General features: G+C 35.7%; 26 protein-coding genes. 4 read left to right on the top strand and 22 right to left on the bottom strand.

The features are described from left to right. Positions 1-28: 28 nt before the first annotated feature. The 12 genes from hldE to trmJ form a co-directional block, all read right to left on the bottom strand. The gene (hldE, locus tag RHO11_13070) at positions 29-1,456 is read right to left on the bottom strand and encodes a bifunctional D-glycero-beta-D-manno-heptose-7-phosphate kinase/D-glycero-beta-D-manno-heptose 1-phosphate adenylyltransferase HldE (GenBank protein ID WVD61378.1); all 1,428 of its coding nucleotides are present in this window, start codon (positions 1,454-1,456) and stop codon (positions 29-31) included. 36 nt (positions 1,457-1,492) lie between these two features. Then, on the bottom strand, positions 1,493-2,254 hold the full coding sequence (gene tatC, locus RHO11_13065; protein WVD61377.1) for a twin-arginine translocase subunit TatC: 762 nt from the start codon (positions 2,252-2,254) through the stop codon (positions 1,493-1,495). Then, a complete protein-coding gene (gene tatB, locus RHO11_13060; GenBank protein WVD61376.1) occupies positions 2,244-2,669 on the bottom strand; it encodes a Sec-independent protein translocase protein TatB in 426 nt (141 codons plus the stop codon). The genes tatC and tatB overlap by 11 nt, the downstream gene beginning before the upstream one ends. Positions 2,670-2,672: 3 nt before the next feature. Next, positions 2,673-2,912, bottom strand: coding sequence for a twin-arginine translocase TatA/TatE family subunit (gene tatA, locus RHO11_13055; GenBank protein WVD62907.1), 240 nt, complete (start codon positions 2,910-2,912; stop codon positions 2,673-2,675). 142 nt (positions 2,913-3,054) lie between these two features. Next, positions 3,055-4,596 (bottom strand): ubiquinone biosynthesis regulatory protein kinase UbiB, encoded by a 1,542-nt coding sequence (gene ubiB / locus RHO11_13050; protein ID WVD61375.1) that lies wholly within the window; start codon positions 4,594-4,596, stop codon positions 3,055-3,057. An 8-nt stretch (positions 4,597-4,604) separates the two neighbouring features. After that, complete coding sequence (gene ubiE / locus RHO11_13045) at positions 4,605-5,384, bottom strand: bifunctional demethylmenaquinone methyltransferase/2-methoxy-6-polyprenyl-1,4-benzoquinol methylase UbiE (GenBank protein WVD62906.1); 780 nt, start codon at positions 5,382-5,384, stop codon at positions 4,605-4,607. Between the two features lie 73 nt (positions 5,385-5,457). Next, complete coding sequence (gene nadR, locus RHO11_13040; GenBank protein WVD61374.1) at positions 5,458-6,405, bottom strand: multifunctional transcriptional regulator/nicotinamide-nucleotide adenylyltransferase/ribosylnicotinamide kinase NadR; 948 nt, start codon at positions 6,403-6,405, stop codon at positions 5,458-5,460. 142 nt (positions 6,406-6,547) lie between these two features. Further along, positions 6,548-7,663 carry a TrmH family RNA methyltransferase gene (locus RHO11_13035; protein ID WVD61373.1) on the bottom strand — a complete coding sequence of 372 codons (1,116 nt, stop codon included), beginning with the start codon at positions 7,661-7,663 and terminating at the stop codon, positions 6,548-6,550. Between the two features lie 14 nt (positions 7,664-7,677). Then, positions 7,678-8,100 carry a transcription antitermination factor NusB gene (nusB, locus tag RHO11_13030; protein ID WVD61372.1) on the bottom strand — a complete coding sequence of 141 codons (423 nt, stop codon included), beginning with the start codon at positions 8,098-8,100 and terminating at the stop codon, positions 7,678-7,680. A 3-nt stretch (positions 8,101-8,103) separates the two neighbouring features. Further along, complete coding sequence (gene ribE, locus RHO11_13025; GenBank protein ID WVD62905.1) at positions 8,104-8,580, bottom strand: 6,7-dimethyl-8-ribityllumazine synthase; 477 nt, start codon at positions 8,578-8,580, stop codon at positions 8,104-8,106. Positions 8,581-8,704: 124 nt separating this feature from the next. Further along, positions 8,705-9,361: a hypothetical protein gene (locus RHO11_13020; protein ID WVD61371.1), complete on the bottom strand. Its 657-nt coding sequence runs from the start codon at positions 9,359-9,361 to the stop codon at positions 8,705-8,707. 54 nt (positions 9,362-9,415) lie between these two features. Further along, positions 9,416-10,141, bottom strand: a complete 726-nt coding sequence (gene trmJ, locus RHO11_13015) for a tRNA (cytosine(32)/uridine(32)-2'-O)-methyltransferase TrmJ (GenBank protein WVD61370.1) — start codon at positions 10,139-10,141, stop codon at positions 9,416-9,418. A 147-nt stretch (positions 10,142-10,288) separates the two neighbouring features. Here trmJ and suhB point away from each other — a divergent pair, with 147 nt between their 5' ends. Next, positions 10,289-11,092, top strand: a complete 804-nt coding sequence (suhB, locus tag RHO11_13010; protein WVD61369.1) for an inositol-1-monophosphatase — start codon at positions 10,289-10,291, stop codon at positions 11,090-11,092. Between the two features lie 33 nt (positions 11,093-11,125). Here suhB and miaE read toward each other — a convergent pair whose 3' ends face one another. From miaE to murQ, 7 genes are all read right to left on the bottom strand, one after another. After that, positions 11,126-11,908 (bottom strand): tRNA isopentenyl-2-thiomethyl-A-37 hydroxylase MiaE, encoded by a 783-nt coding sequence (miaE, locus tag RHO11_13005; protein ID WVD61368.1) that lies wholly within the window; start codon positions 11,906-11,908, stop codon positions 11,126-11,128. Between the two features lie 12 nt (positions 11,909-11,920). Then, positions 11,921-12,841 (bottom strand): UTP--glucose-1-phosphate uridylyltransferase GalU, encoded by a 921-nt coding sequence (galU, locus tag RHO11_13000; protein WVD61367.1) that lies wholly within the window; start codon positions 12,839-12,841, stop codon positions 11,921-11,923. A 35-nt stretch (positions 12,842-12,876) separates the two neighbouring features. Continuing rightward, positions 12,877-13,398, bottom strand: coding sequence for a DUF2569 domain-containing protein (locus RHO11_12995; protein ID WVD61366.1), 522 nt, complete (start codon positions 13,396-13,398; stop codon positions 12,877-12,879). Between the two features lie 29 nt (positions 13,399-13,427). Next, the gene (locus RHO11_12990; protein ID WVD61365.1) at positions 13,428-13,946 is read right to left on the bottom strand and encodes a hypothetical protein; all 519 of its coding nucleotides are present in this window, start codon (positions 13,944-13,946) and stop codon (positions 13,428-13,430) included. A 95-nt stretch (positions 13,947-14,041) separates the two neighbouring features. Next, positions 14,042-15,232, bottom strand: coding sequence for an amino acid aminotransferase (locus RHO11_12985; GenBank protein ID WVD61364.1), 1,191 nt, complete (start codon positions 15,230-15,232; stop codon positions 14,042-14,044). 184 nt (positions 15,233-15,416) lie between these two features. Next, positions 15,417-16,862, bottom strand: coding sequence for a PTS N-acetylmuramic acid transporter subunit IIBC (gene murP, locus RHO11_12980; protein ID WVD61363.1), 1,446 nt, complete (start codon positions 16,860-16,862; stop codon positions 15,417-15,419). A 19-nt stretch (positions 16,863-16,881) separates the two neighbouring features. Continuing rightward, on the bottom strand, positions 16,882-17,787 hold the full coding sequence (murQ, locus tag RHO11_12975) for an N-acetylmuramic acid 6-phosphate etherase (protein WVD61362.1): 906 nt from the start codon (positions 17,785-17,787) through the stop codon (positions 16,882-16,884). A 238-nt stretch (positions 17,788-18,025) separates the two neighbouring features. Between murQ and RHO11_12970 the strand changes: the two genes are divergently transcribed. Continuing rightward, the gene (locus RHO11_12970; protein ID WVD61361.1) at positions 18,026-18,886 is read left to right on the top strand and encodes an SIS domain-containing protein; all 861 of its coding nucleotides are present in this window, start codon (positions 18,026-18,028) and stop codon (positions 18,884-18,886) included. Between the two features lie 52 nt (positions 18,887-18,938). Here RHO11_12970 and RHO11_12965 read toward each other — a convergent pair whose 3' ends face one another. Together RHO11_12965 and RHO11_12960 are read right to left on the bottom strand one after the other, a co-directional pair. Next, positions 18,939-20,261, bottom strand: coding sequence for a DUF1343 domain-containing protein (locus tag RHO11_12965; GenBank protein ID WVD61360.1), 1,323 nt, complete (start codon positions 20,259-20,261; stop codon positions 18,939-18,941). Positions 20,262-20,298: 37 nt separating this feature from the next. Next, positions 20,299-20,646 carry a hypothetical protein gene (locus tag RHO11_12960; protein ID WVD61359.1) on the bottom strand — a complete coding sequence of 116 codons (348 nt, stop codon included), beginning with the start codon at positions 20,644-20,646 and terminating at the stop codon, positions 20,299-20,301. 41 nt (positions 20,647-20,687) lie between these two features. Between RHO11_12960 and RHO11_12955 the strand changes: the two genes are divergently transcribed. Then, positions 20,688-20,987: a transposase gene (locus RHO11_12955; GenBank protein WVD61358.1), complete on the top strand. Its 300-nt coding sequence runs from the start codon at positions 20,688-20,690 to the stop codon at positions 20,985-20,987. Then, entirely contained in the window at positions 20,933-21,832 is a 900-nt protein-coding gene (locus RHO11_12950) for an IS3 family transposase (protein ID WVD62904.1), read from the top strand. Before RHO11_12955 ends, RHO11_12950 begins: the two co-directional genes overlap by 55 nt. Positions 21,833-21,937: 105 nt before the next feature. On the opposite strand, the gene RHO11_12945 is transcribed toward RHO11_12950, so the two are convergent. Continuing rightward, on the bottom strand, positions 21,938-23,797 hold the full coding sequence (locus tag RHO11_12945; GenBank protein ID WVD61357.1) for a glycoside hydrolase family 3 protein: 1,860 nt from the start codon (positions 23,795-23,797) through the stop codon (positions 21,938-21,940). Between the last annotated feature and the right edge of the window lie 80 nt (positions 23,798-23,877).

Raw genomic sequence — 23,877 nt, 5'->3', positions numbered from 1 at the left:
CGATTTTTAGTGATGAGATAAAACTGTATTAATATTTCTTCTTAATAGCATTAATAATATTGGTCGTTGAGCAACCATCTTCAAAATTGAGTACCTTAACTTCTCCGCCAGCAGCAATAACCTCTTTGCCACCTGCAATATCTTCGGGTTTGTAATCGCCACCTTTAACTAATACATCAGGTAAAATATTAGCAATTAAGCGTTGTGGCGTCTCCTCTTCAAACGGAACCACCCAATCAACAGAATCCAATGCTCCCAATACAATCATTCGTTGCATTAACGGATTAATCGGTCTTGATTCGCCTTTTAGCTGTTTAACCGAATTATCACTATTAACGGCAACAATTAAACGGTCACCCAGTTTACGTGCATTCGCCAAATAGGAGACATGCCCTGCGTGCAGGATGTCAAAGCATCCATTAGTCATCACAATTTTTTCACCGCGCTGACGTGCTTTGGCAACTTCTAATTCTAAATCGTGTTCCGTCATCACCCCAAAGCCATTATCCGCTCTTGCTCGAATTGCATCTTCGAGTTCAACTTGTGATACGGTTGATGTACCTAATTTACCAACAACGACTCCAGCCGCCGCATTCGCTAAAAAGCAGCTCTCCTCAAGAGTACAACCGGCAGATAATGCCGCAGCTAAAGAGGCGATTACGGTATCGCCGGCACCAGTCACATCAAATACTTCTTTAGCTTGAGTCGGTAGATGATAAACAGGTTTACCAATTTGTAATAACGTCATGCCTTTTTCACTGCGAGTGACTAATAATGCTTGCAGATCATACTCTTTAATTAACTGATAACCCTTCTCAATAACATCATCTTCACTATCACACGTACCAACAACTGCTTCAAATTCTGACATATTAGGCGTTAATAAAGTTGCACCACGATAACGTTCAAAATCAGTCCCCTTCGGATCAACTAGTACCATCACATTCGCTTTATTAGCTAATTGAATCATTGATTGAACTGAGCTCAATACTCCTTTAGCGTAGTCAGATAGCACCATCACATTTGATTGAGGTAATGCTTGTTGAATACGATCATGTACCGCTTTTGGCTCAACATTATCAAAGCCTTCTTCAAAATCTAGGCGAATTAATTGCTGATTGCGCGATAAGACACGTAATTTAGTAATAGTGGGATGGGATGATAAGGGTACAAAATCACAGATTACTCGTTGTTTAGTTAGCTGTTCATCAAGAATTTTAGCAGCTTCATCAATACCGGTTAACCCAATCAAACGAGCCTGACCACCTAATGAAGTGATATTCATAGCAACGTTAGCTGCGCCACCTGGTCGCTCTTCAAGTGAATTGATTTTAACAACTGGAACGGGGGCTTCGGGAGAGATTCGATTTGTTGCACCATGCCAATAACGATCCAACATAATATCGCCGACAACTAAAATATTTGCTTTACTAAAATCAGGTAAAAAATTTTTCATTATGCATCCTAATCATCACAATAAATCGAGGTTATCTTAATCTGTTTGCTCGGACTGATCTTCATCATTACTTTGACGAGGTTTATAAAAACGGGCAAAAAAGAGTCCAATTTCAAATAGCAAACACATTGGAATGGCTAAAAGTGTTTGAGAAAATACATCAGGAGGAGTTAAAAACATCGCTACGGTAAAAACACCGACAATAATATATGGACGTTTCTTTTTTAAGCTGGCTGGAGAAGTAATTCCGGTCCAACACAGTAATATAATCGCCACGGGAACTTCGAATGCAAAGCCAAATACCACAAAAAGCGTCATCACAAAATCAAGGTATTTTGTAATATCCGTATTAATTGCAACATCAGCAGGAGCAGTATTAATAAAAAAATAGAACGCTAAGGGAAATACAACAAAATAGGCAAAAGCAAGTCCAATGTAAAATAATGTTGTACTTGAAATAACCAATGGTAATACTAAGCGCTTCTCTTTTTGATAGAGAGCCGGTGCAATAAATCCCCATACTTGATAAAGAATATACGGAATAGAGACAAATAACGCAACAATTGCCGTCAATTTAATCGGAGTAAAGAAAGGCGCAGCAATATCCGTTGCAATCATAACACTGCCTTCTGGCAACTGACGAACTAATGGATTTGCGACGATGGCGTAAATATCATTAGAGAAATAGAGTAATGCCAAAAATATAATGACAATGCAGATTAAACTACGCAATAATCGCGTACGCAGCTCAAGAAGATGCCCCATTAACGGTAGGGTATTATTGTTATCATCTGACATTATCGTCTTTTCCTACTTGAGTCGATGATGGGGAAGTTTTATTCGTCTGGTCGTCATCAGCATGTTCTGATTGTTTAGGAGCATTGATTTCATTAACAACTGATTTAACTTGATCTCCAGTATCATAAAACTCTTTTTGAATAGAGTCAGCAACACGCTTAAGATCATCAATCGATGCTTTGATCTCTGGAGTAATATTATCCAGCCCACTCTTTTGCGCTTTTTGCAAACTGTCTTGTAACTCCTGCAATTTTAACTCTTTATTGAGCTCTAATTGAACAGTGGCAGAAAGACGACGAAGCGCTTTAATCCAACTTGCAACAGTTTTAATTGCTTCAGGTAACCTTGCTGGCCCTAAGACAATTAGTGCAATAATAAAAATGAGTAGCAACTCACCAAAGCTAACATCAAACACAACTTACTCTTTTTTATCGCTATTTTGTTTGCTTTCTAAACCGTCTGATTTTTTTTCAAATGAAAAATCGGCATCATCACTCTTGTCGTCTTTTTTTTCATTCTCATCATCATTCATCGCTTTTTTGAAGCCTTTAATTGCTGATCCTAAATCAGAACCTAACGTACGTAATTTTTTGGTTCCAAATATTAATATAATCACCGCGAGCAGGATCAGTAACTTTGTCCAACTTGGCATCATGATAAGTACCTCATTAATTTCTAAAATTGTTTTTATTATACACTTTGTTTTTCGCAAGATGTATATTCGGGTTGTGATTATATCACTTTATCTAGAGCAAAATTAAGCTAACCAGTTAATTTCGTCTTAAATTCATTCAAAATTGCTAATAAATAGCACTAATACAAGCTACCACAACAATAACTGCAATGGTGCTAATCCATAACCGAGTCTGTTTTTGATTAGTCTCTTGCAACTGCTTCGTTAAGTGCTCTATTTGATTATTCAGCTGCTTATAATCTCGTTCATACTGTTTAATTCTAGCAGGTAAATCAGGTAGAACTTCTTGCCATTGTGGTAAAGTATCTACAAACTGTTTAGTAATATGCTTAATACTAATCTGTTCCTGATACCAAGACTCTAAAAATGGTTTTGCTGTCGACCATAAATCTAACTGAGGATAAAGCTGACGGCCTAATCCTTCAATATAGAATAGTGTTTTTTCGAGTAAAACCAATTGCGGTTGAATAACCATATTAAACTGTCTAGCGACTTGGAATAGCTGAAATAAAATCTGTGCAAAAGAGATTTCACCTAACGGCTTAGCAAAAATAGGCTCACATACATCACGCATCGCTAGCTCTAACGCTAAAACATCGGTATCTTGCGGTACCCATCCTGATTGCATATAAAGTTGCGCAATTTGGTGATAATCTCGATTAAAAAAAGCAATAAAGTTTTGTGCCAGAAAGCGCTGATCATATTTGCTTAATTCACCAACAATCGCGCAATCGATACCAATATAACGAGGGTTAATAGGTTCGCTAATATCAATAAAAATATTACCAGGATGCATATCTGCATGGAAAAAATTATCACGAAATACTTGCGTGAAAAAGACTTTTACACCACGTTCAGCAAGCAGTTTCAAATTAACGTCATAATCATTAAGCTGATCAATATCTGAAATTGGTATACCGGTAATACGCTCTTCTACCATAACATTTTTACGACACAATTCTCGATATACATAAGGAATATAGAGCATATCACTATTAATAAAATTATTACGTAAACGTTGAGTATTCTCCGCCTCTTGTAATAAATTCATCTCTTTTAAGATAGAAGATTGGTAATCTTTAACGATCTCAACCGCTCTTAATCGTCGACCATTTGGTAAATATTTTTCAACTTTTTCTGCTAGCCAAGACATAACCGAAATATCAGCTTCAATCACTGGCATAATGTTAGGTCTTAATACTTTAATGACAACCTGAGCACCGCTCTGTTTAAAAATAGCAGAATGTACCTGAGCAATCGATGCGGATGCGAGCGGAACGGGATCAAAATCGGAAAAGTAGTAATCAATTGGTGCATCTAAAGCCTGCTCAATAATTTGTTGAGCAACTTTACTATCAAATGGCTGAACACGATCTTGTAATTTAACTAATGGTACCGCAATGTGATCAGGTAATAGATCACGGCGCGTTGATAGCATCTGTCCAAATTTAACCCAAATCGGTCCAAGCTCTTGTAATGCTAAAGTTAAACGCTCTCCACTATTCTTATCTCGAGCTTTTTTTCTCACCCAAAATAGTAGCGCTAAGAGCCATTTAAATTTTGCTAAAAACTTATTTTCAGGTAGTAAATCGCCTAACTGATAAGCTTTAAAGGTAACTAAAATTTTATATAGTCTTGAATACTTCATCGTATCGCTTAATATTTAAAACCAATATGCAATGCAACAATACCACCTGTCATATTATGGTATTGCACATCTTTAAATCCGGCTTGCTCCATCATCTGCTTCAATTTAATCTGATTTGGATGCATACGAATTGACTCAGCTAAATAGCGATAGCTATCAGAATCATTAGCGACAATTTTGCCCATCAATGGCAACATTGTAAACGAATAGAGATCATAAGCTTTACTGAGTAATTTATATTCAGGTTTAGAGAATTCTAAAATTAATAAACGTCCGCCTGGTTTTAATACGCGCCACATAGAAGACAATGCTTGTTGTTTATTTGTGACATTACGTAAACCAAATGAGATAGTAATACAGTCAAAAGTATTATCAGCAAATGGTAGGGCTTCAGCATTCGCTTGAACATATTCAATGTTTTTGAATAGCCCTTTATCTCGTAGCTTATCACGGCCAACTTTTAGCATCGATTCATTAATATCAGCAAGTACAACTAACCCTTCATCGCCAACAAGTTGCGAAAACTTAGCGGTTAAATCACCCGTTCCACCAGCCAGATCGAGAACCGTTTGACCACGTCTAACACCACTGTACTCGATAGTTATTTTTTTCCAAAGACGATGGATACCTAATGACATTAAGTCATTCATCACATCGTATTTATCGGCAACAGAATGAAATACCTCAGCTACGCGTTTCTCTTTTTCTTGCTTAGGGATCTGTTTATAACCAAAATCAATCGTTTCTTGATTATTAACACTATTTTCTTCATCTAAACGTTTTGACATAATCGTACAACCACTAAAATTTTTGCTCATTCTATCACATAGTCTACATCTATACTATTTCTAGCGTAGATTATTAATCTAACTGTTTTTCAACTAGACTAATTACCTGCTCAAAAGTGGTTAAAGGTGAATTTGAGTGTTCAAGATCCGATTTATGGATAACAAGATCAAACGGATAATTATTTTCTAACTCTTGTAAAATAGGGTGAGTTTTTTTAAAAGTATTTTGATAGCATTGATGTAATGTTTTAAAATCAAGAGAAGTAAATAAAACGCGGTTAGCTATAAATGCTGATTGATCAATACGTTCAGCATGTAACATGGCAATACGAATATAATCAGCTTCACTTAATACCAATGCCGTCGTCTGATCTTTTACCTTATTATAGATATAATTAATATAACCGTTAGAAACATATTCAGTATTATAAATATTTGCCAACTGTTTAGGCAGACGATTAAGTTTATGATCACTAATTAACGCCATACGTTTGACAAAAAATGGTCTGGCCGCTTTGGCTATGTATTGCCAGTTTTGGTAGGGACTTTGACGAATTTTTGTAGCACTAATATTGATAAATTCACGATTTGCATCAATTAATTTAACTTCACAACCAAAATGTAGTGCATGATTATCGATATCTTGAGGTTCACTCGTAAAAATAACAGTCGGTATAACTTGATACTTTTGTAGAATCGCTTTCACACGATCGCTCCAATCTTTCCAGCCATTAGGATAAGATGCGATACCTGCCTCATCTAAAATATGGATATGAATATTGTGGCGATTTTTAAATGTTTTTTGCAACCAATAAAAACGGTCTTTAACTTGTGGCTGCCGAGGCATATGGCTCGTTTCAAATAATCTTAAATCTCGAGCTTGTTCACACCCTAAAATAATATGCAATTCATCAACCTGACTAGCTGCTTTTTCAATTAAATAAATATGCCCACAGTGTAGAGGATAAAATTTACCAAAAATTAAACCAATTTGGTGTGTAGAATGAGATGATGTATTCATGTCGTATCAGAAGTTATTTTAGTGAGTTTTGGTACACTCTATCCAAAATTTAATTTCTGTCTATTCAAAAGATGCTATTTACCATTTATTAGTAGAATACCTTCTTGTTAACCCAGTAACAAGAAGGTATATAGAAATGAGACTATTTACTATTTTTTTCTTGCCATTTTGCTAAGGCAATACCTGTTAATACCGAAATATTAAGTGCGGACATCGCTTCACTGCCAGGAAGGTAGACAACTTTGTCAGCCAAACCAGCAAGCTTCGTATTTATTTGTTGAAAAACAATAAACACAACTTTATTTTTTACAGCCATTTTCGCTAAAGTATCAGCTTTGATTGTATTAACCTTACAAGGTAGTAAAGCGACTACTTGATACCCTTGCTGCTTGAACTGATCAATTGAAGCAATAAAATCATCAGCTTTAATCAAGCTCAGTGATTCAACACCACCTTCAGCAACACGCATAGCAGCGCCGTTATCTAATATATCAGGTTGTCTTAATAATAAACCATTAACATTGAAAAAAGCCGCAGTCCTTGCTATGCCACCCAAATTGTGCGGATTATCTATATCATCAATCGCTAAAATACAGTTATGTTCTGATTTGCTGGCTACTAGTAAATAATCACCAACGGATTGTGCTTGGCGTTTTTTGACAATTAAACAGATACCACCGTGATGGGGAGTTTGCGCAACCTTAGCCATCTGTTCATCGCTAATCACATCATAACCGAGGCGATGCTCAACTAAATAAGCAATTAACGCTTTAAACTCGTATGTTTTCTCTTGCACAATAAACGCTTTAACAATCGCATCAGGGCGATTATCAAAGACAGATTTACAACTATTTTCGCTATAAATTAATGTTTCTTCTTTGCGTTGGCGCTTTATTTTATCATGATCAGTAAATTTAGACTCAGCTTCATAAGTCGGCAGCTGTTCTGTATTTTGAAAACGATTTTTCCATGGCGAGTCGTTCGTTTTCTCCGCAACAGGAGATGACTTACTACGTGGTTTAAACGTTTCAATACGGCTATCACTTGAACGCTTATCATTTGAATAGCGATTCTCTGAGCGAGGTCGTTCCGAACGGTTGTTATCTGACGATTGACCATATCCACCACGATTTGCAGGCTTACCTTTACCAAAATCACGTTTGCCTTCAGATCGTTTAGGTTTCTCATCTTTCGATTTTTGAGCATAAAAAACCGTAGGTTTTACTTTATCTTTACTTGATGACTCATTGTCACTCATTAGCTTCTCACTATTTATCGCGTTCGGATTGTTGGTGCCACTTTATCAAGCACACCATTAATAAATTTATGACTCTCTTCAGCACCAAAAGTTTTAGTTAAATCAATCGCTTCATTAATAACAACTTTATAAGGTACATCTTCACGCTTAAGTAATTCGTAAATAGCAATACGTAAAATGGCTCGCTCAACAAAACCTAATTCATCTAAAGAACGCTCGTTTAGGTAAGGCTCCATTTTTGTATCAATTTCTGCAGAATTAAGACCAACGCCATTTAATAATTCACGAAAATACTTTTTATCTACGCCTTTCATATCTTGATCAGTCATAAAACTAACTTCAACATCGGAGAGGTCATTTTTAGAAATTTGCCAAGAATAAATCGCTTGCACCGCGCATTCACGAGCTCTACGTCTTGGATTTATTGCTGTGCTCACGCCTTACCCCTTAATTGCTTTTAAGGTATTTAACATTTCAAGCACTGTTAACGCAGCTTCAGCACCTTTATTACCTGCTTTAGTACCTGCTCGCTCAATTGCTTGTTCAATATTTTCTGTTGTTAAAATACCAAATCCAACAGGAATTGTATGTTCTAAAGAAACAGATAATAAACCAGAACTCGATTCACCAGCGACATAATCAAAGTGCGCAGTGCTACCACGAATAACAGTACCTAAAGCAACAATTCCATCATATTTTTTACTTTGAGCGACTGCTTTTGCCGTTAACGGAATCTCATAAGCACCAGGAACTTTAATTACTGTAATATTTTTATCATCAACTTGCCCGATACGCTTTAGAGCGTCGATAGCACCTTCTACAAGGCTGTCGTTAATAAAATGGTTAAAACGAGCCGTAATTATGGCTATTTTTGCTTTTGGTGCAGCGACCTGACCTTCGATAGTTTGCATAATGATTCCTCTAACTCTAGCTAAATTTAACTTAGCCCTTTAATAATGGCGCAATTTTAGCACATATTTCAATTTTCGCTATGTTGATTTTGTGTAAAGCCATAGTAATAGATGAACAATAATTCGAATTCTAAAATAGCTCTTGCTGTACATGTAATATCTTGTCTAACACTTTAGCTATTATTGTGATAACACCGATTATAAAGAGATAGACTAGAATAGTCGCATACATAATTTGTGAGATATCATCGTAGGCTGATATTAAATAAAGGTGAACAACAGAGAAAAACTCAGGGACAACTAATATGCTAGCAATCGGGGTAATAGTAATAATCGTTGCCAGAAAACGTATGGCTTGAGGGATAGCAATCAAGAAATTAATGTTAGTGCTTGTTGCGGTTTGATGGCTAGCTCGATATATTCTACAACGATAAAAAATATCAGCCATACTCGCTATTGCCCAAAAACTCATCGCTGAACTCGACGCGACGAATGGAGTAGAGAATAATATGTATTGAGAATTATCATACGTCGCATAATAATCGTAATAGAAATAAAACATTAAAATAAATATCGGCACACTTTTAAACAACCACAATATAAAATTAATAATAAATCTTATGTTCTTCGGCAAAGCAAATTTAATTTCTGCCAATAAAAAGCCAATGATCAAGCCATTTATCCAGACAAATAACGCTAATGTTAAAGTTAACGCTAAACCATCAGCAAATCCATTACGCAAAAATAGTATATCGAAAAAAATTGACCCGGTAGTATCCAAATCCACAATAGTTGACCTCTATAATTTAACTTATGCTATTTTATAGCAGCTATGACACAATTATTGTTTATTAATCGAGGTTAAAATACCACGTAAAATATTCAACTCTTGCTGTTCAATCTGTGCTCGTGTAAATAGGCGACGTAACCGCCCCATAATTTGTCCAGGATGATTAGGATTAATAAAGCTGGTCTGTAAAAGCGTTTGTTCTAAATGCTGATAAAAACGTTCAATATCATCATTCTTAGGATAGTCAATAGGAGCAGAAACGATATTCGGTTTATCAATAGTTCGTAGCATCGCCATACGAATTTCATAGCATAGCACTTGCACTGACATTGCTAAATTCAGTGAACTATAATCGGGATTAGCGGGAATTGAAACATGATAGTGGCATTTTTGTAACTCTTCATTAGTCAATCCAACACGTTCCCGACCAAATACCAATGCAACTTGATGTCCTTGCTGCGCTTCCCTTACAATTTTATCACCACTTTCAAATGATTCTAAATGAGGCCACTGTAAATGACGCGATCGAGCACTTGTTCCAATCACTAATTGACAATCTGCAATAGCCTCTTCCATGGATGTCACAATCTGTGCATTTTTAACAATATCGCTCGCACCAGCCGCTAATGAAATCGCTTGTGAATCAGGCTTTACGATCGGATTAACTAAACAAAGTTGGGTAATTCCCATCGTTTTCATAGCGCGAGCGGCCGAACCAATATTACCGGTATGTGAGGTTTCAATTAGAACAATTTTAATCTGATTAAGTAATGACATTAAGATGATATCCAATAAAATTTTACCGCTATACTAACATAAACTAGAAAAACCGAAAAATACTGCTATACTGTCGGGCAAAATATTTACCGTTTGATTAGGTAAATTCATTTTCTGTTCTTTAACATCAATTGGAAGAAAAACACTATGCATCCGATGCTCAATATTGCTATTCGTGCTGCCCGTAAAGCAGGCAATGTAATCATTAAATCTTATGAAAATCCGGCTTCAATCACTGTCGATACTAAAGGCGAAAATGATTTCGCAACTAACGCTGACAGAGCCGCAGAAGCACTTATTATAGAAACAATCAAAAAAGCTTACCCAGATCATACTATTATCGCTGAAGAAGGTGGTCTAACAAAAGGCAGTGATAATGATGTACAGTGGATTATCGATCCAATTGATGGCACGACTAACTTTATCAAAGGCATCCCTCATTGCAGTATCTCTATTGCAGTCCGTTTAAAAGGTAAAACTGAAGTTGCTGTTGTGTATGATCCAATGGCTAATGAACTTTATACTGCAACACGTGGTCAAGGTGCTCAACTTAATGGCTATCGAATTCGAGTAAGTAATGCTAAAGATCTTAATACAACGGTACTTGCTATCGCATTCCCTTATAAAGCGAAACAGTATAGCGATTGTTATTTTGCCGTATTACAAAAGCTATTTACAAAATGTTCAGATTTTCGTCGTACGGGTTCCGCGGCATTAGATCTTGCATATGTAGCTTCTGGTCGCTTAGATGGATTTTTTGAAATCGGTTTAAAACCATGGGATATTGCAGCTGGTGAATTAATTTTACGAGAAGCTGGCGGCATCGTGACTGATTTTGTTGGTGGAAATAACTATATGGTATCTGGTAATATTGTTGCTGGAAATCCAAAAGTAGTAAAAGATTTTATTACTTTAACACAAGGTGATTGGCCTGATCGTCTCAAATGCTAATATGATTAGTGAAAATAACCCGCAATTCGCGGGTTATTTATTATTTATCGGAGTACCACTGTGAAAACGAAATTCGTTATCTTCCAGCATAATTAATTCTGCTTCAACGTTACCAAATAGCAATACTCGTTGCCCAATATCATCGCTGGCAATCTGCTGAGCTAATGTTAAATAATCTTGATAATGTCTTGCTTCAGAGCGTAACAAAGAGATATAAAAATTCGCTAATTCATCGTCAACATATGGCGCCAATTTAGCAAACCGTTCACACGATCTAGCTTCAATATAAGCACCACAAATTAGTTTATCGACTAAAGTAGCTGGTTCATGGGTTCTAACATACTTCATCAGCCCTTTAGCATAGCGCCCTGCCGAAATATTTTGATAATCAATATGTCGTTGTTGCATGATATCGAATACTTGATAAAAATGATGTAGCTCTTCTTTTATTAACATAACCATTTTATCAACTAAATCATAGCTATAAGGACAATTTTCTCGTAATGTTAACTTTTTAGAGATATCTTGATGGGAGTTCGCCAAATCTTGTAAGCACCCCTCTTTTCGATAGATAAGCTTTTCGTAAGGCGCTAACCAAGTTAATAGTATCTCACCACTCTGTTTATCAACCGCATATTTACGAATTAACCAAGCCGCAGTTTGAGCAGCTTTTAATTCACAAATCATATGATCGATTAATAGAATCGGTAAGTTATCCTCTTTACTTGCTTCTTGAATCCATGTGTTCGGTGTTGAACACAATAAAAACTGCTCAATAGGAGCAAGCAAAGATTGATATGCAGATAAATTAATCATACAAAAAAAGAGCTACAGTTTTAAGTTTTTCAACCAAGCTTTAACATTAGTCCCTAAGCTAGCATGACGCATTGCATACTCCACAAACGTTTGTACATAGCCCAATTTGTTACCGCAATCATGGCTACGCCCTTGAATACAGTATGCATCAACAGGTTCACTCTCAAGCAACATCGCAATAGCATCGGTTAATTGAATTTCGTCCCCTGCTCCTAGAGGCGTTTTTGCTAATAGCGGCCAAATTTGTTCAGATAGCACATAACGACCAACAATAGATTGATTTGATGGCGCATCTTCTTTAGCCGGTTTTTCAATAACACTATACATTTGTGCAATATTACCAGCCAAAAGTTCACTACCATGGCAATCAACAATCCCATACGATGAAACTAATTCTTGAGGAACGGGCTCAACCATAATTTGACTACGCTTAGTTTCATGATAATTAGTAATCATAGCGGCTAAGTTATCTTTTGTCAGATTACTATCATATTCATCAATAATCACATCGGGTAATACAACCGCAAAAGGTTCATCGCCGACTAACGGATAAGCACAAAGTACAGCATGACCTAAACCTTTTGCTAAACCTTGTCGCACACTGCTGATTGAAACATGTTTAGGTAAAATCGCTTTTACTTCAGCTAATAGCTGACGTTTAACACGAGCTTCAAGCATTGCTTCTAACTCAAAACTGGTATCAAAATGGTTTTCAATAGAGTTTTTAGATGAATGGGTTACAAAAATAATTTCGGTAATACCAGCAGCAATACACTCTTTGACAACGTATTGAATTAATGGTTTATCAACAACAGGAAGCATCTCTTTAGGAATTGCTTTAGTTGCTGGTAGCATTCGAGTACCAAGCCCAGCAACAGGAATAACCGCTTTAGTTACTTTACCTTTTACTGATGACGAAAAATTTGCAGACATATTGACTTCCTTTGCTTTGTAGGGAGAAAACAACATTAACTTACTAGACCTGATTGATTGGCAATTATATCACTATTTGATCGACCATTAATAAAAGTATTTTTTACTCTGACTGATATCAAAAAGTAAGGGATCCAAATACAACAGGCAATAAAACTTTTAACAATATCTTTTATTGTTTGAATATCCGCTTCGTAGTAATCAAATAAATGAGTACAAACGAGCGTATCGATAACCAGAAAAACTAAATATGCCGACTCATTAATAATAAAAATCTTGGGTGTTTTATAATTCTTTGTAAAAAATAGGTAAGCTAAATAGATACTCAATAATAAAAAGAAGATATTAATCGCTACTTCAATGAGATAAACCGGTAAAAAACCGCTTAAGTAATAAGGGGAATCCATTGATGATAGTTCTTGCAATAATCCACTAAATACAATCTCATTTAAACTAACTACGATGAAAAACAGTAATGATAATGGCGCCACTACAATTCGAATAGCAACAAGTATCAACCAACCACCAATACCTGTAAGATTATTTGTATTTGTCATTCCTTAACCTTTCCTTATTATTATAATTATCATTTATTAATAATTTTTAGCCCTGCTGCTTCAATTGCTGTCGTATTATTAATTGGTTGAATAACTGGGAAAATAGAGATATAAACAATTGCACAGTTTTGCAATATCGCTTGTTGGAAAACTGATTTTGTTTTCTGTTCACGCTCTTCTCGTTGCTTATTCGTTAGATAAAAATAGTCATCATTATCATAAAATCGCGGATGACGAAATGGACTTATACTACGCTGCCATAAATAAGCTTGAGAATAATTTCGTTCTATAATATTATCAGTTAGCTTACCTTTCATACCTTGATACTGATCAGACAGTGTTGCACTGCTCTTACTCTGAGCAACATAAATATTTTTATACCCATTTATCAATCCATCACCACTTAATGGACTCAAACGGAACTCAGTACCACTTAGCGTTTCATACTGACAATCAGGTTCGATCTTGGGCTCAGTTTGAAAATTCAGCGATTGACATCCAGTAAGAAGAAATAAACTAAAACACCAAATAAATCGCTTTTTCATCATCCATACAACTCACTTTGACTAAGAGAACTCATCGTTTAATCATAACGAGACGCAATAATTATTACGACCTCGTTGTTATCATTACAAAAAGAAAATTAAACGGCAGCAAACGCCTTAGCAACTTGATAAACATTATTATGATTAAGTCCAGCAACGCACATTCGACCACTGCCAACTAAATAAACGCCAAACTCAGTTTTCATTCGATTAACTTGCTGTTGACTAAAACCGGTATAACTAAACATACCCTGCTGTTGTAGTAAAAAGTCAAAATTACGATCGGGCGCACACTCTTTTAATGTATTCACCAATACGGTACGCATTTTAGTAATACGGGCGTTCATCTCATTAACTTCACTCACCCAAAGAGCGTTGAGTTCAGGGGTATTTAATACGTGAGAAACGATTTGTGCACCAGCATTAGCAGGACTTGAATAGTTACGACGGACAGTGAATTGTAATTGCCCCAAAACTTTGTTAGCAATTTGTTTATCATCACAAAGAACAGATAATCCGCCTACACGTTCACCATACAGTGAAAAAGTTTTTGAGAAAGAGTTACTTACCAAACCACACATATTTGCAGCAGCAAGAGCTCTAATAGCATAAACATCTTCAGTAATATTTTTACCGAATCCTTGATAAGCAATATCCATGAATGGAATTAAATCTTTTTCTTTTAATACAGTGATGACCTTATCCCATTGTGTTGGCGTCAAGTCAGCACCTGTTGGATTATGACAACATGGATGAAGTAAAACGATACTTTTAGCGGGTAATTCACTAATAGTTTGCAGCATAGCGTCAAAATTAACACCACCAGTGTTAGCATCAAAATATGGATAACGATTAACTTTAAAACCAGCACCATTAAAAATCGCGACATGGTTTTCCCATGTTGGATCACTCACCCAAACTTGTGAAGAAGGGAAATAGCGAAATAGAAAATCGGCACCCACTTTTAATGCGCCAGAACCACCTAAAGTTTGAATAGTAGCAATACGTCCGGCTTTAACCGACGGATTATTTTCACCAAATAACAAGGTTTGTATTGCACTACAGTAAGGCGGTAAACCACTCATTGGTAAATAAAGTGATGCGCCCTTTTTAGTTTGATAAAGAGTATCAATCGCTTTTTTTACACAACTTAACTGAGGAACAACACCTTGTTCATCATAATAGTAACCAATACTTAAATTAGTTTTATTTTCTCTAGTATCATTATTGAAATCAGCGACTAACGATAAAATCGGATCGCCGGCATATGGTTCAACTTTTTCAAACATAGATGTGCCTTATAGTATTAGATTGATAATCAAAATTAATTTTTTGATTATTGCACCAACTTTTTCAGCAAGCAATATCTAGATAAATATTTTTATTAATAACAAGTCACTAAAATAGTAATAAACCAGATCAAATACGCTATATCAGTACAAAAGAGTGATATAGCGTACAAGATGAAATAACTTAACTTAAATCAATATTTTTACTACCAAAAAAGAAAGTGAATAAAAAACCAGCAATATAAGTAATGAGTAAAGCGACAAGATAGACTAACATTGCCGGCATAACGCCTTCGTTAGATGTCATAAATGGGATCGCAATAATGCCAGATGGTCCAAAAACAGAGTTTAACCCCATTGGTAAGCCAAGCATTGCAACTAATCCAATAAAAAATCCACCTGCAGCGCCCCCCAGACATGCAGTGATAAAAGGCTTAATACGCGGTAACGTAACCCCATAAATCAGTGGTTCACCAATACCTAAAAAGCCTGGGATAATTGCTCCACTAATTTGCTTACGCAATAAGCTACCTTTTGGTGACCGAACAAATAGTGCTAATGCGGCTCCAACTTGCCCTCCTCCGGCCATTGCTAAAATAGGAAAGAGTGAATTAAATCCTTGATCAGCAACAAGTGCAATATAAACAGGTACAAAACCTTGATGAATACCAAACATAACTGCTATTAAAAATAGACCAGCAAGTACTGCGGCACCAATCGGATTGCTATTTAAATGTTTAAATAAAAATGACATACCATCAAATAAATAGACGCCAATTGGCATAATGACTAAGTAAGTCACCACTCCCATAATTAACAAGGTGATTGTTGAGGTAAGTAACATATCGAAATTATCGGGAACAAAGCGTCTAACACATCGTTCAACTTTTGCGCCTAAGATCGTTGCAATAAGAATACCAATGATATTGCCTCTGGCATCAATCGTAAACCCAAAGAACTCCGTCATACCAGAGTAATAACCCACCGTTCCCGTTGAATTATAAGTGAGTAAAAAGAGTGAAGCTAAAATTGCACCATTAACACCAGATCCACCAAACGCTTGTTGAGCATTATAACCCACTAAGATTCCTAGGAATGTGAACAAACCTTTACTAAAAATTTTAATATAGTTGATCATATCAACTAAAAACAGATTTGGATGTTCTACGCCTAATACAAAATTTTGTTCTAGTAACGTAGCAATCCCCAATAATAACCCTGCTGCAATAAATCCCGGAATTAGTGGGGTAAAGATAGTCGCAAACTTAGCTAGAAAACCTTGAATAAGACTATTTTGTTTAGATTTCAATTGATTTTTTTGGTTTTTAGCAATTTCTTGCAAACTTTGTGTGGATGACTCATTAACCGTATCAACATGTTGTAGCTGCTTATCCAATAGATCTTTTGCTGCTTGAGCTTTACCCGGTCCCAAAATAATTTGTAGTTGATCATCGCCTTCGATCACCCCCATGACACCATCAATCTGCTTAATTTTAGTATGATCAGCTAAACGGTTATCATGTAAACCGAGACGTAAGCGAGTCATACAATTGCCATTACGGGCAATATTGCTTGCCCCACCAACTGCTATAATAATTTTACTGATCATTGCTTGGTTTATTTTGGACATAATCACTCCAGATTAATGGTTATTGCTTAATGGCTTTTCGAATAAACCCATGATTCTTTATTAACAACTCTTTTGCTTCATTTGCACTTAGTTGAGTTAGAATCATGACAATAGCTGTTTTACAGTGACGATTGCATTCTGATAAAGCTGATTCAGCCTGTTCACGAGAACATCCTGTTGCTTCAATAACAATATTAACTTGACGCTCGATTAACTTTTTATTTGTCGCCTCAACATCAACCATTAAATTGCCATATACTTTACCAATTTTGATCATTGAGCCTGTTGTTAACATATTGAGTACTAATTTTTGAGCTGTACCGGCTTTCATACGAGATGAACCGGTTACTACTTCTGCTCCAACAACTGGGGTAATAGCAATTTTAGCGATTTTGGCAATAGTAGAATCAGGATTACAACTTAACGCAATGGTCGTTGCACCCAATTGATTCGCATATTCTAAGCCACCAATAACATAAGGTGTTCGCCCACTGGCGGCAATACCAACGAGGACATCGTGTTGATTAAATTCAATCGCTTTTAAATCGTTCATACCTAAAAGTGCATTATCTTCAGCATTTTCAACGGCTTTAAAAATTGCTGTATGCCCACCCGCAATTAGTCCCATCACCATTTCAGGCTTAGTTCCATACGTCGGCGGACATTCACTCGCATCCAAAATACCTAAACGCCCTGAAGTCCCTGCACCACTATAAATTAAGCGCCCGCCCTGCATAAAAGCCTGACTAATCGCGTCCACAGCTAAAGCAATATGATCAAGCTCTTTCTCAACGGCTAGTGCAACTTTTTTATCTTCATTGTTAATAACTTTTAACATATCGATTGTCGATAAATTATCAATATGTTCACTGTTAGGATTACGGCTTTCGGTTACCATCTTTTTTAGATCAATAGATTGATTCATAGATATAGAGACTCTCTTTATAAAACATAAGGAATAATATATTCCTTTAATGGTTAAATTTCAAAATAATATATCTTAAAATAAGTGATCTAAATCACATAATTGTCATTACATCAGCTTTAGTTGTCAGCTATTTTAATGTCAGGTATGATTTCCATTTAGTTAGCTAAAATAATTTATGTACTATCTTTCTTTTAGTTCTTGAAAAGGACTATTGATAAGAAAAACGAGGATCATTGTGAATATCATAGAAAACTTAAGGATAAATCTTGATCATTTATCAAGCGGGCAAAAAAAAATTGCAGAGTATATTTTACAATACAAAGAGACCATTCCTGAGTACTCCTCACAAGTTCTCGCGCAAAAAATTGGCGTTAGTCAATCAAGTATTATTAAATTTATTCAATCTTTAGGTTTTGATGGCTTTACTAAATTTAAATTACAGCTCGCGGCTGATATTTTACGTAGTAATCTTAATGATAAACAGCTCTTTCCACTACATAATCAAATTGAACGTAACGATTCACTAGAGCTTGTCGCTGAAAAATTATTACAAGAGAAACAACAAGCTTTACTACAAACAACAATGGGCGTTAATTTTGAAGTACTTTATAGTTTGATCAACAAAATTATTCAGGTACAGCGGATCCAGATTATAGGTATTGGTAACTCAGCTCTCACTGCGAAAGATTTAGCCTATAAATTACAAAAACTAGGTTTAGCTGTTACGGCTGAAACCGATACTCATATTCAGTTAGCCGTTGTTCAATCATTAAAAAAGACAGATTTGTTAATTGTGATCTCTTATACGGGTAATCATAAAGAGATCTGTTTGTCAGCCGAAACAGCCAAAAGTAATAATGTACCAATATATGCAATTACATCGTTACAACAGAGCTTACTACGTAAAATAGCTGATTATACTTTAGACACGATAGCCGACGAAGTTCACTGGCGTAGCTCTTCAATCTCATCACGTACAGCACAAAATACGATTAGTGATCTAATATTTATGGGTGTTGTACAATTATTAGGTGACAATGCTGAGAAAAGTATCAAAAATAGCGCAAATATGATTAAAAAATTACAAACTAAATAGTATATTTAAAACTAAATTGATGTATTAATCTTAATAAAATAATCACCTAATCTCATGGATATAGCCGATACTTATCACGAAGCTGGTAATAGTCGGCAAGCTCCAACTGCCAGCTCTGTTCAATCATACTAATGGTTTGCGTTCGATTTAATCCCTGTTCTGTTGCGAATAATAACTGTTGTAATAGTTTATTATCACCAGTTACTTTGGCTAGCCACTGTGGACGACTAATAAAACAGCACTGTTGATGAGTTAAATAATTCTTCTCTTCATCTGGACTAACAACTAATGTGTAACCATGCTCTTGAAATTTAAACCACCAATCAACAAAATACTTAACCGTTGGAGATTCTGCTGTTGAAATCTTCTCGCCATATACTGTTTTACCCGCTTGTGGCCACCCACCTTTTGAAATAGTATCGCTCACTGAATAAGTCGCATTGACATAAAAACGCGGATCACTAAAGCCTATTTGTTCAAAAGGATAATCACTTCCTCGTCCACTATTAACACTCGTTGCCTCGAAAAAACCTAAAGAGGGATAAAGAGAGATAGCCAAATCTGTTTTTAAATTAGGTGATGGTGCAATTGGTAATGAATAGACCATATCTTGTTGATAATTCTCCATTTTAATAATAAATAGAGCATCAGGAGGAAATTGATAACTTTTTTGTTGATGATATTGCCAGCTACGGTGATCAAAATTAGTTAACCAGCCCTCATTTACCATCATATTAGCAAATTCACCAGAGGTTAAACCATGAACCATTGGCACAGGATCAATACCGATCCCTGAGATATAAGGTTCTTTTAAGATCGGTCCATAAACATATTGCCCTAATGGGTTAGGTCGGTCAAAAATCATTAACTCTTTTTGGTACTTTTGTAAACTTTCTAACAAATAATGCATCGATACAGTGTATGTAAAATAGCGAACACCAACATCTTGTAAATCATAAATAACGATATCAATATTACTTAACTGCTCTTCTGTAGGATTTGCGCGTTCTCGTCCATGACTATCACGGCCATATAATGAAATAATAGGTAAACCAGTTTTTACATCCACACGATCATTGTCACCAAAGCCAGCCTCTTCATTACCTCTTAAACCATGTTCAACTGAAAAAAGTTTAATAATACGAAAATTATATTTTTGTTGCTCGGCAAGTAGCTTATCAATAGTATGAACCCCTTGTTCATTAATTGAACTTTGATTCACCATTAATGCCACATTCTTACCTGCTAATAATGGGCCATATACGGAATCTCGATCTACCCCCAATACAAGATTAGGGGTTGTTGCGATACAATTGAGCGAAAGCATTAAACTTAACGCGATTAATACTCTCCATTTTGTCAGGAAAAGCCACATTAAAATCAACCTCATTTTTAAAAATTGTATCGTAGTTCTAGTGCCATAAAAATAAAATGGCTCTTTGTCTTAGCGCCATTTTGCCAAGTTTTTCTGGGCGATAATAGAAATCGGTAAACAATAAAGCTTGTTTTGTAAATGGATAAATTGTTTGAAAACCATAGCGGCTACGATCTTTTTCTTTAAATGTTGTCTCAATATTATCGGCATTACGAAAACTCTGTTTACCGTGTTTTAATGAAAAACGCGTATAAGGCATTACAGTAAAACCATTATCAAACTTATAGCTATAAATACCCCATAAAAAGTGCTCTTTATTATATAAAGTATTGACTAGTTTTTCATCAACATAGAGATTGTAACGGTATACTTTTCTTGGAGACATACTTAGCGGTATGATAAACCATCAACTAAGGAGATTACCCCGTGACAAGACAACTAAGTAGTGAATTTAAACGAGAATGTGCAGAGCTCGTTCTTAATTATGGTTATGCACATAAAGATGCAGCAAAAACAATGAATGTGAGTATTTCATCAATTGGGCGTTGGGTAACACAATATAGAAAAGAACGACAAGGTATTACGCCTAAAAGTAGTGCGCTGACCGCTGAACAAAAACGAATACAAGCTTTAGAAAAACAAGTTAAGCAGTTACAAAGTGATAATCAGTTATTAAAAAAGGCTTCAGCCTTCTTCGCCATCGAAATGACAAGCAGCAACAAATAGCGTTAATACTGAAGAAGGCAGGAAATGAAACCGCTCAAATCTGTCGGTGTTTATCATTAGCACCGAGTACTTTTTATTATCGAATTAAACATCGCGCATGTAAATTAATGAATACTAGGCTTGAAATTGCCATAAAATCAATTCATAACGAAATGGACGGTATATATGGAAAAAGAAGAATGTTAGTTGAACTGGTTAAAAAAGGGTTTAAGCTTGGTTTAGATAAGGTCCGACGCTTAATGAGAAAATTAGGCCTAGTGGCTAAAAGGCCTAAACAGCATTCCTATCCTCGTGGCGGTAAATCATCGCTACTGGCACCCAATCATTTAAATCGACAATTTAATCCGGCAACGATTAATCGCTATTGGTCTGGCGATATTACCTATATTCGGACAAGGCAAGGTTGGCTCTATCTGGCTGTCGTGATGGACCTATGCTCTAGGCGTATTGTTGGATGGGCCTTTTCTGAAAAGCTAAACAGTTTACTGACGGTTAAGGCACTAAACATGGCGATACAGCGTCGAAAAGGAGAATGCCCTACGTTATTTCATTGTGATCAGGGGATTCAATATCGTAGTGAACAATTTCAACAGTTATTATCATATCATCAAATTACCTTTAGTATGAGTAGAGCTGGAAATTGTTTAGACAATGCCGTTACTGAACGATTTTTTAGATCATTAAAATCAGAAAGAATTAATTATCGAGATTATATAACAAGAGAGCAAGCGATGGTCGATATTATTGATTATATCGAACCGATTTATAATCAAAAAAGAAGACATTATAAACTTGGATTTATTTCACCAGCAGAATTTGAACATAATTTACTAAAAACTGCCTAAGAAGCTCTCCAATTTTTGTTGACCGTTACACATCGGTACATAGGAACAAAATAAACACGTTAGCAAAGCAATATATCTTTTCATATTATCTCCTTCGGTGCCTGATTAATATGTTAAACCATGCCCGTAAGCATAGATAACCTGTTGTAAATCAGCCGATTTAATATCAACCGGAAGCTTGCCATTAGGAGAGTTGAGAACATGACCTGAGGATGAAAATAGTGAGCGAATACCACTACGGATATTTGTTTCTAAACTATTACGAACGTTATTTGTTACATCAAATCCAGTAATACCATAAATTGCAATGTTTGCATCAACATGATTTAAATACGCAATATCATAAGGATTACGACTTGCAATAACCACTAGCGGTATATTTTGCTGCTTAGCTACGTCGATAATAGCTTGTGCATTATAGGGATTATTAGTTAAATTATAAGTTGTTAAAAGGATTAGATCTTGCCCTTCTATTTGCTGTAACAAGACATTTTTATCCTGATCATTAGCCATCATTTTTACTACGTGATCATCAATCTTAATATTGACATTAAAAATATCAGCAATATCTTGTAATTGATGGCGGATAAGGTTATTACGTGGTTGTTCGTCAGAAAAAATAACAATATTATTACTGTCTTTCAGCTTATAAGGTAACACTTGATTATTTTTAATTAATGTAATTGACGCTTCAGAAATTTCATTTTCAATACTTTTATTTAATGGAGAGGCAACTACTGCATTAGCCAGAGTTACATCGATATCATTAACTTGTAATTGTTTAATTAATTTCGTTTTAACAATACGAGTCGCCGATTGATTAATCTGTTGCATAAGTAACGAATCAGCCATTGCTTCTTTTTGTAGATATTGATAAAGATCAACAATTTTCTGTATATCACTTTGATTTTCAATAACTAATGGCATTAAAATAATATCATTACCAGCCATGATGGCTTGTTTAATAGACCAATTTTTATCAAAATTACTGGCAATTGCGCCCATATCCATCGCATCAGTCACAATGAATCCTTGATAACTTAATTCATTACGTAAAATATCAGTCAAAATTTTTCGAGATAAAGTAGCTGGCGTCCCCATCTCGGTATTATCTTTGGTTATTAATAAATGATTGTCTAAGGCAGGAACGACAACATGAGCAGTCATAATAGCATCAGAATCATCCATTAAAGCGACAAAAGGCGATAGTTCAACAGCGCGCCAAGTTTGCTCATCAATATTGATTGTTGGCAATGCGAAATGGGTATCTGTTGCTACATTGCCATGTCCAGGAAAATGTTTTAATGAGGTCATAATGCCATATTGGTGGATACCACTAATATAACTACGAGCAAGTTCAGTAACGAGTTCAGGGTGATCGGAGTAAGAGCGAACACCGATAACCGGATTATTCTGATTATTATTGATATCTACAACAGGACCAAAATTGAAGTTAAAGCCTAAATGCGCTAATTCATAACCATGAATCATACCCGAAATATTGGCTAATGCTGGGGAACGTGTCGCTCCTAAAGCCATATTACCTGGCATTTCAGTACCTTGTTGTAAGCGTGTTACATACCCACCTTCTTGGTCGGTACTGATAAATAGTGGTAAATTACTACGCGCTTGCTGTAAGCTAGTGATTAATGCCACCATTTGATCAACATTAACTAGATTTTCTCTAAATAAAATGACCGATCCTAAATGATATTGGTTAATGATTTGATTAATCTCGGGAGTTGGGTCAATAACCGATTTTTTATTCTGCTGCTCATCGACTCCCCATTTACGAAAGTCAAACATTAACATTTGCCCAACTTTCTCATCAAAGCTCATCTTTTCAACGATCTGTTGTGCTGATTTTTCCGGTGATTGCCAGTACTGCTGTAGTTCATCATTACTAATTACGGCACCGTAAGATATATTTGATAATAAAATCAATGACAATAGTAATTTTTTCATTGCTACCCCTTATATGTAGTTTGCCACTTATTTTTTTGTAGATAATAAGTTTTTTTTCATGTTCGTGCTGTGAGCAATCT

The sequence above is a fragment of the Orbaceae bacterium BiB genome (assembly GCA_036251205.1).
In the GTDB taxonomy this organism is placed as follows: Bacteria; Pseudomonadota; Gammaproteobacteria; order Enterobacterales; family Orbaceae; genus Orbus; species Orbus mooreae.
This window is presented reverse-complemented; position numbering and strand designations above follow the sequence as displayed.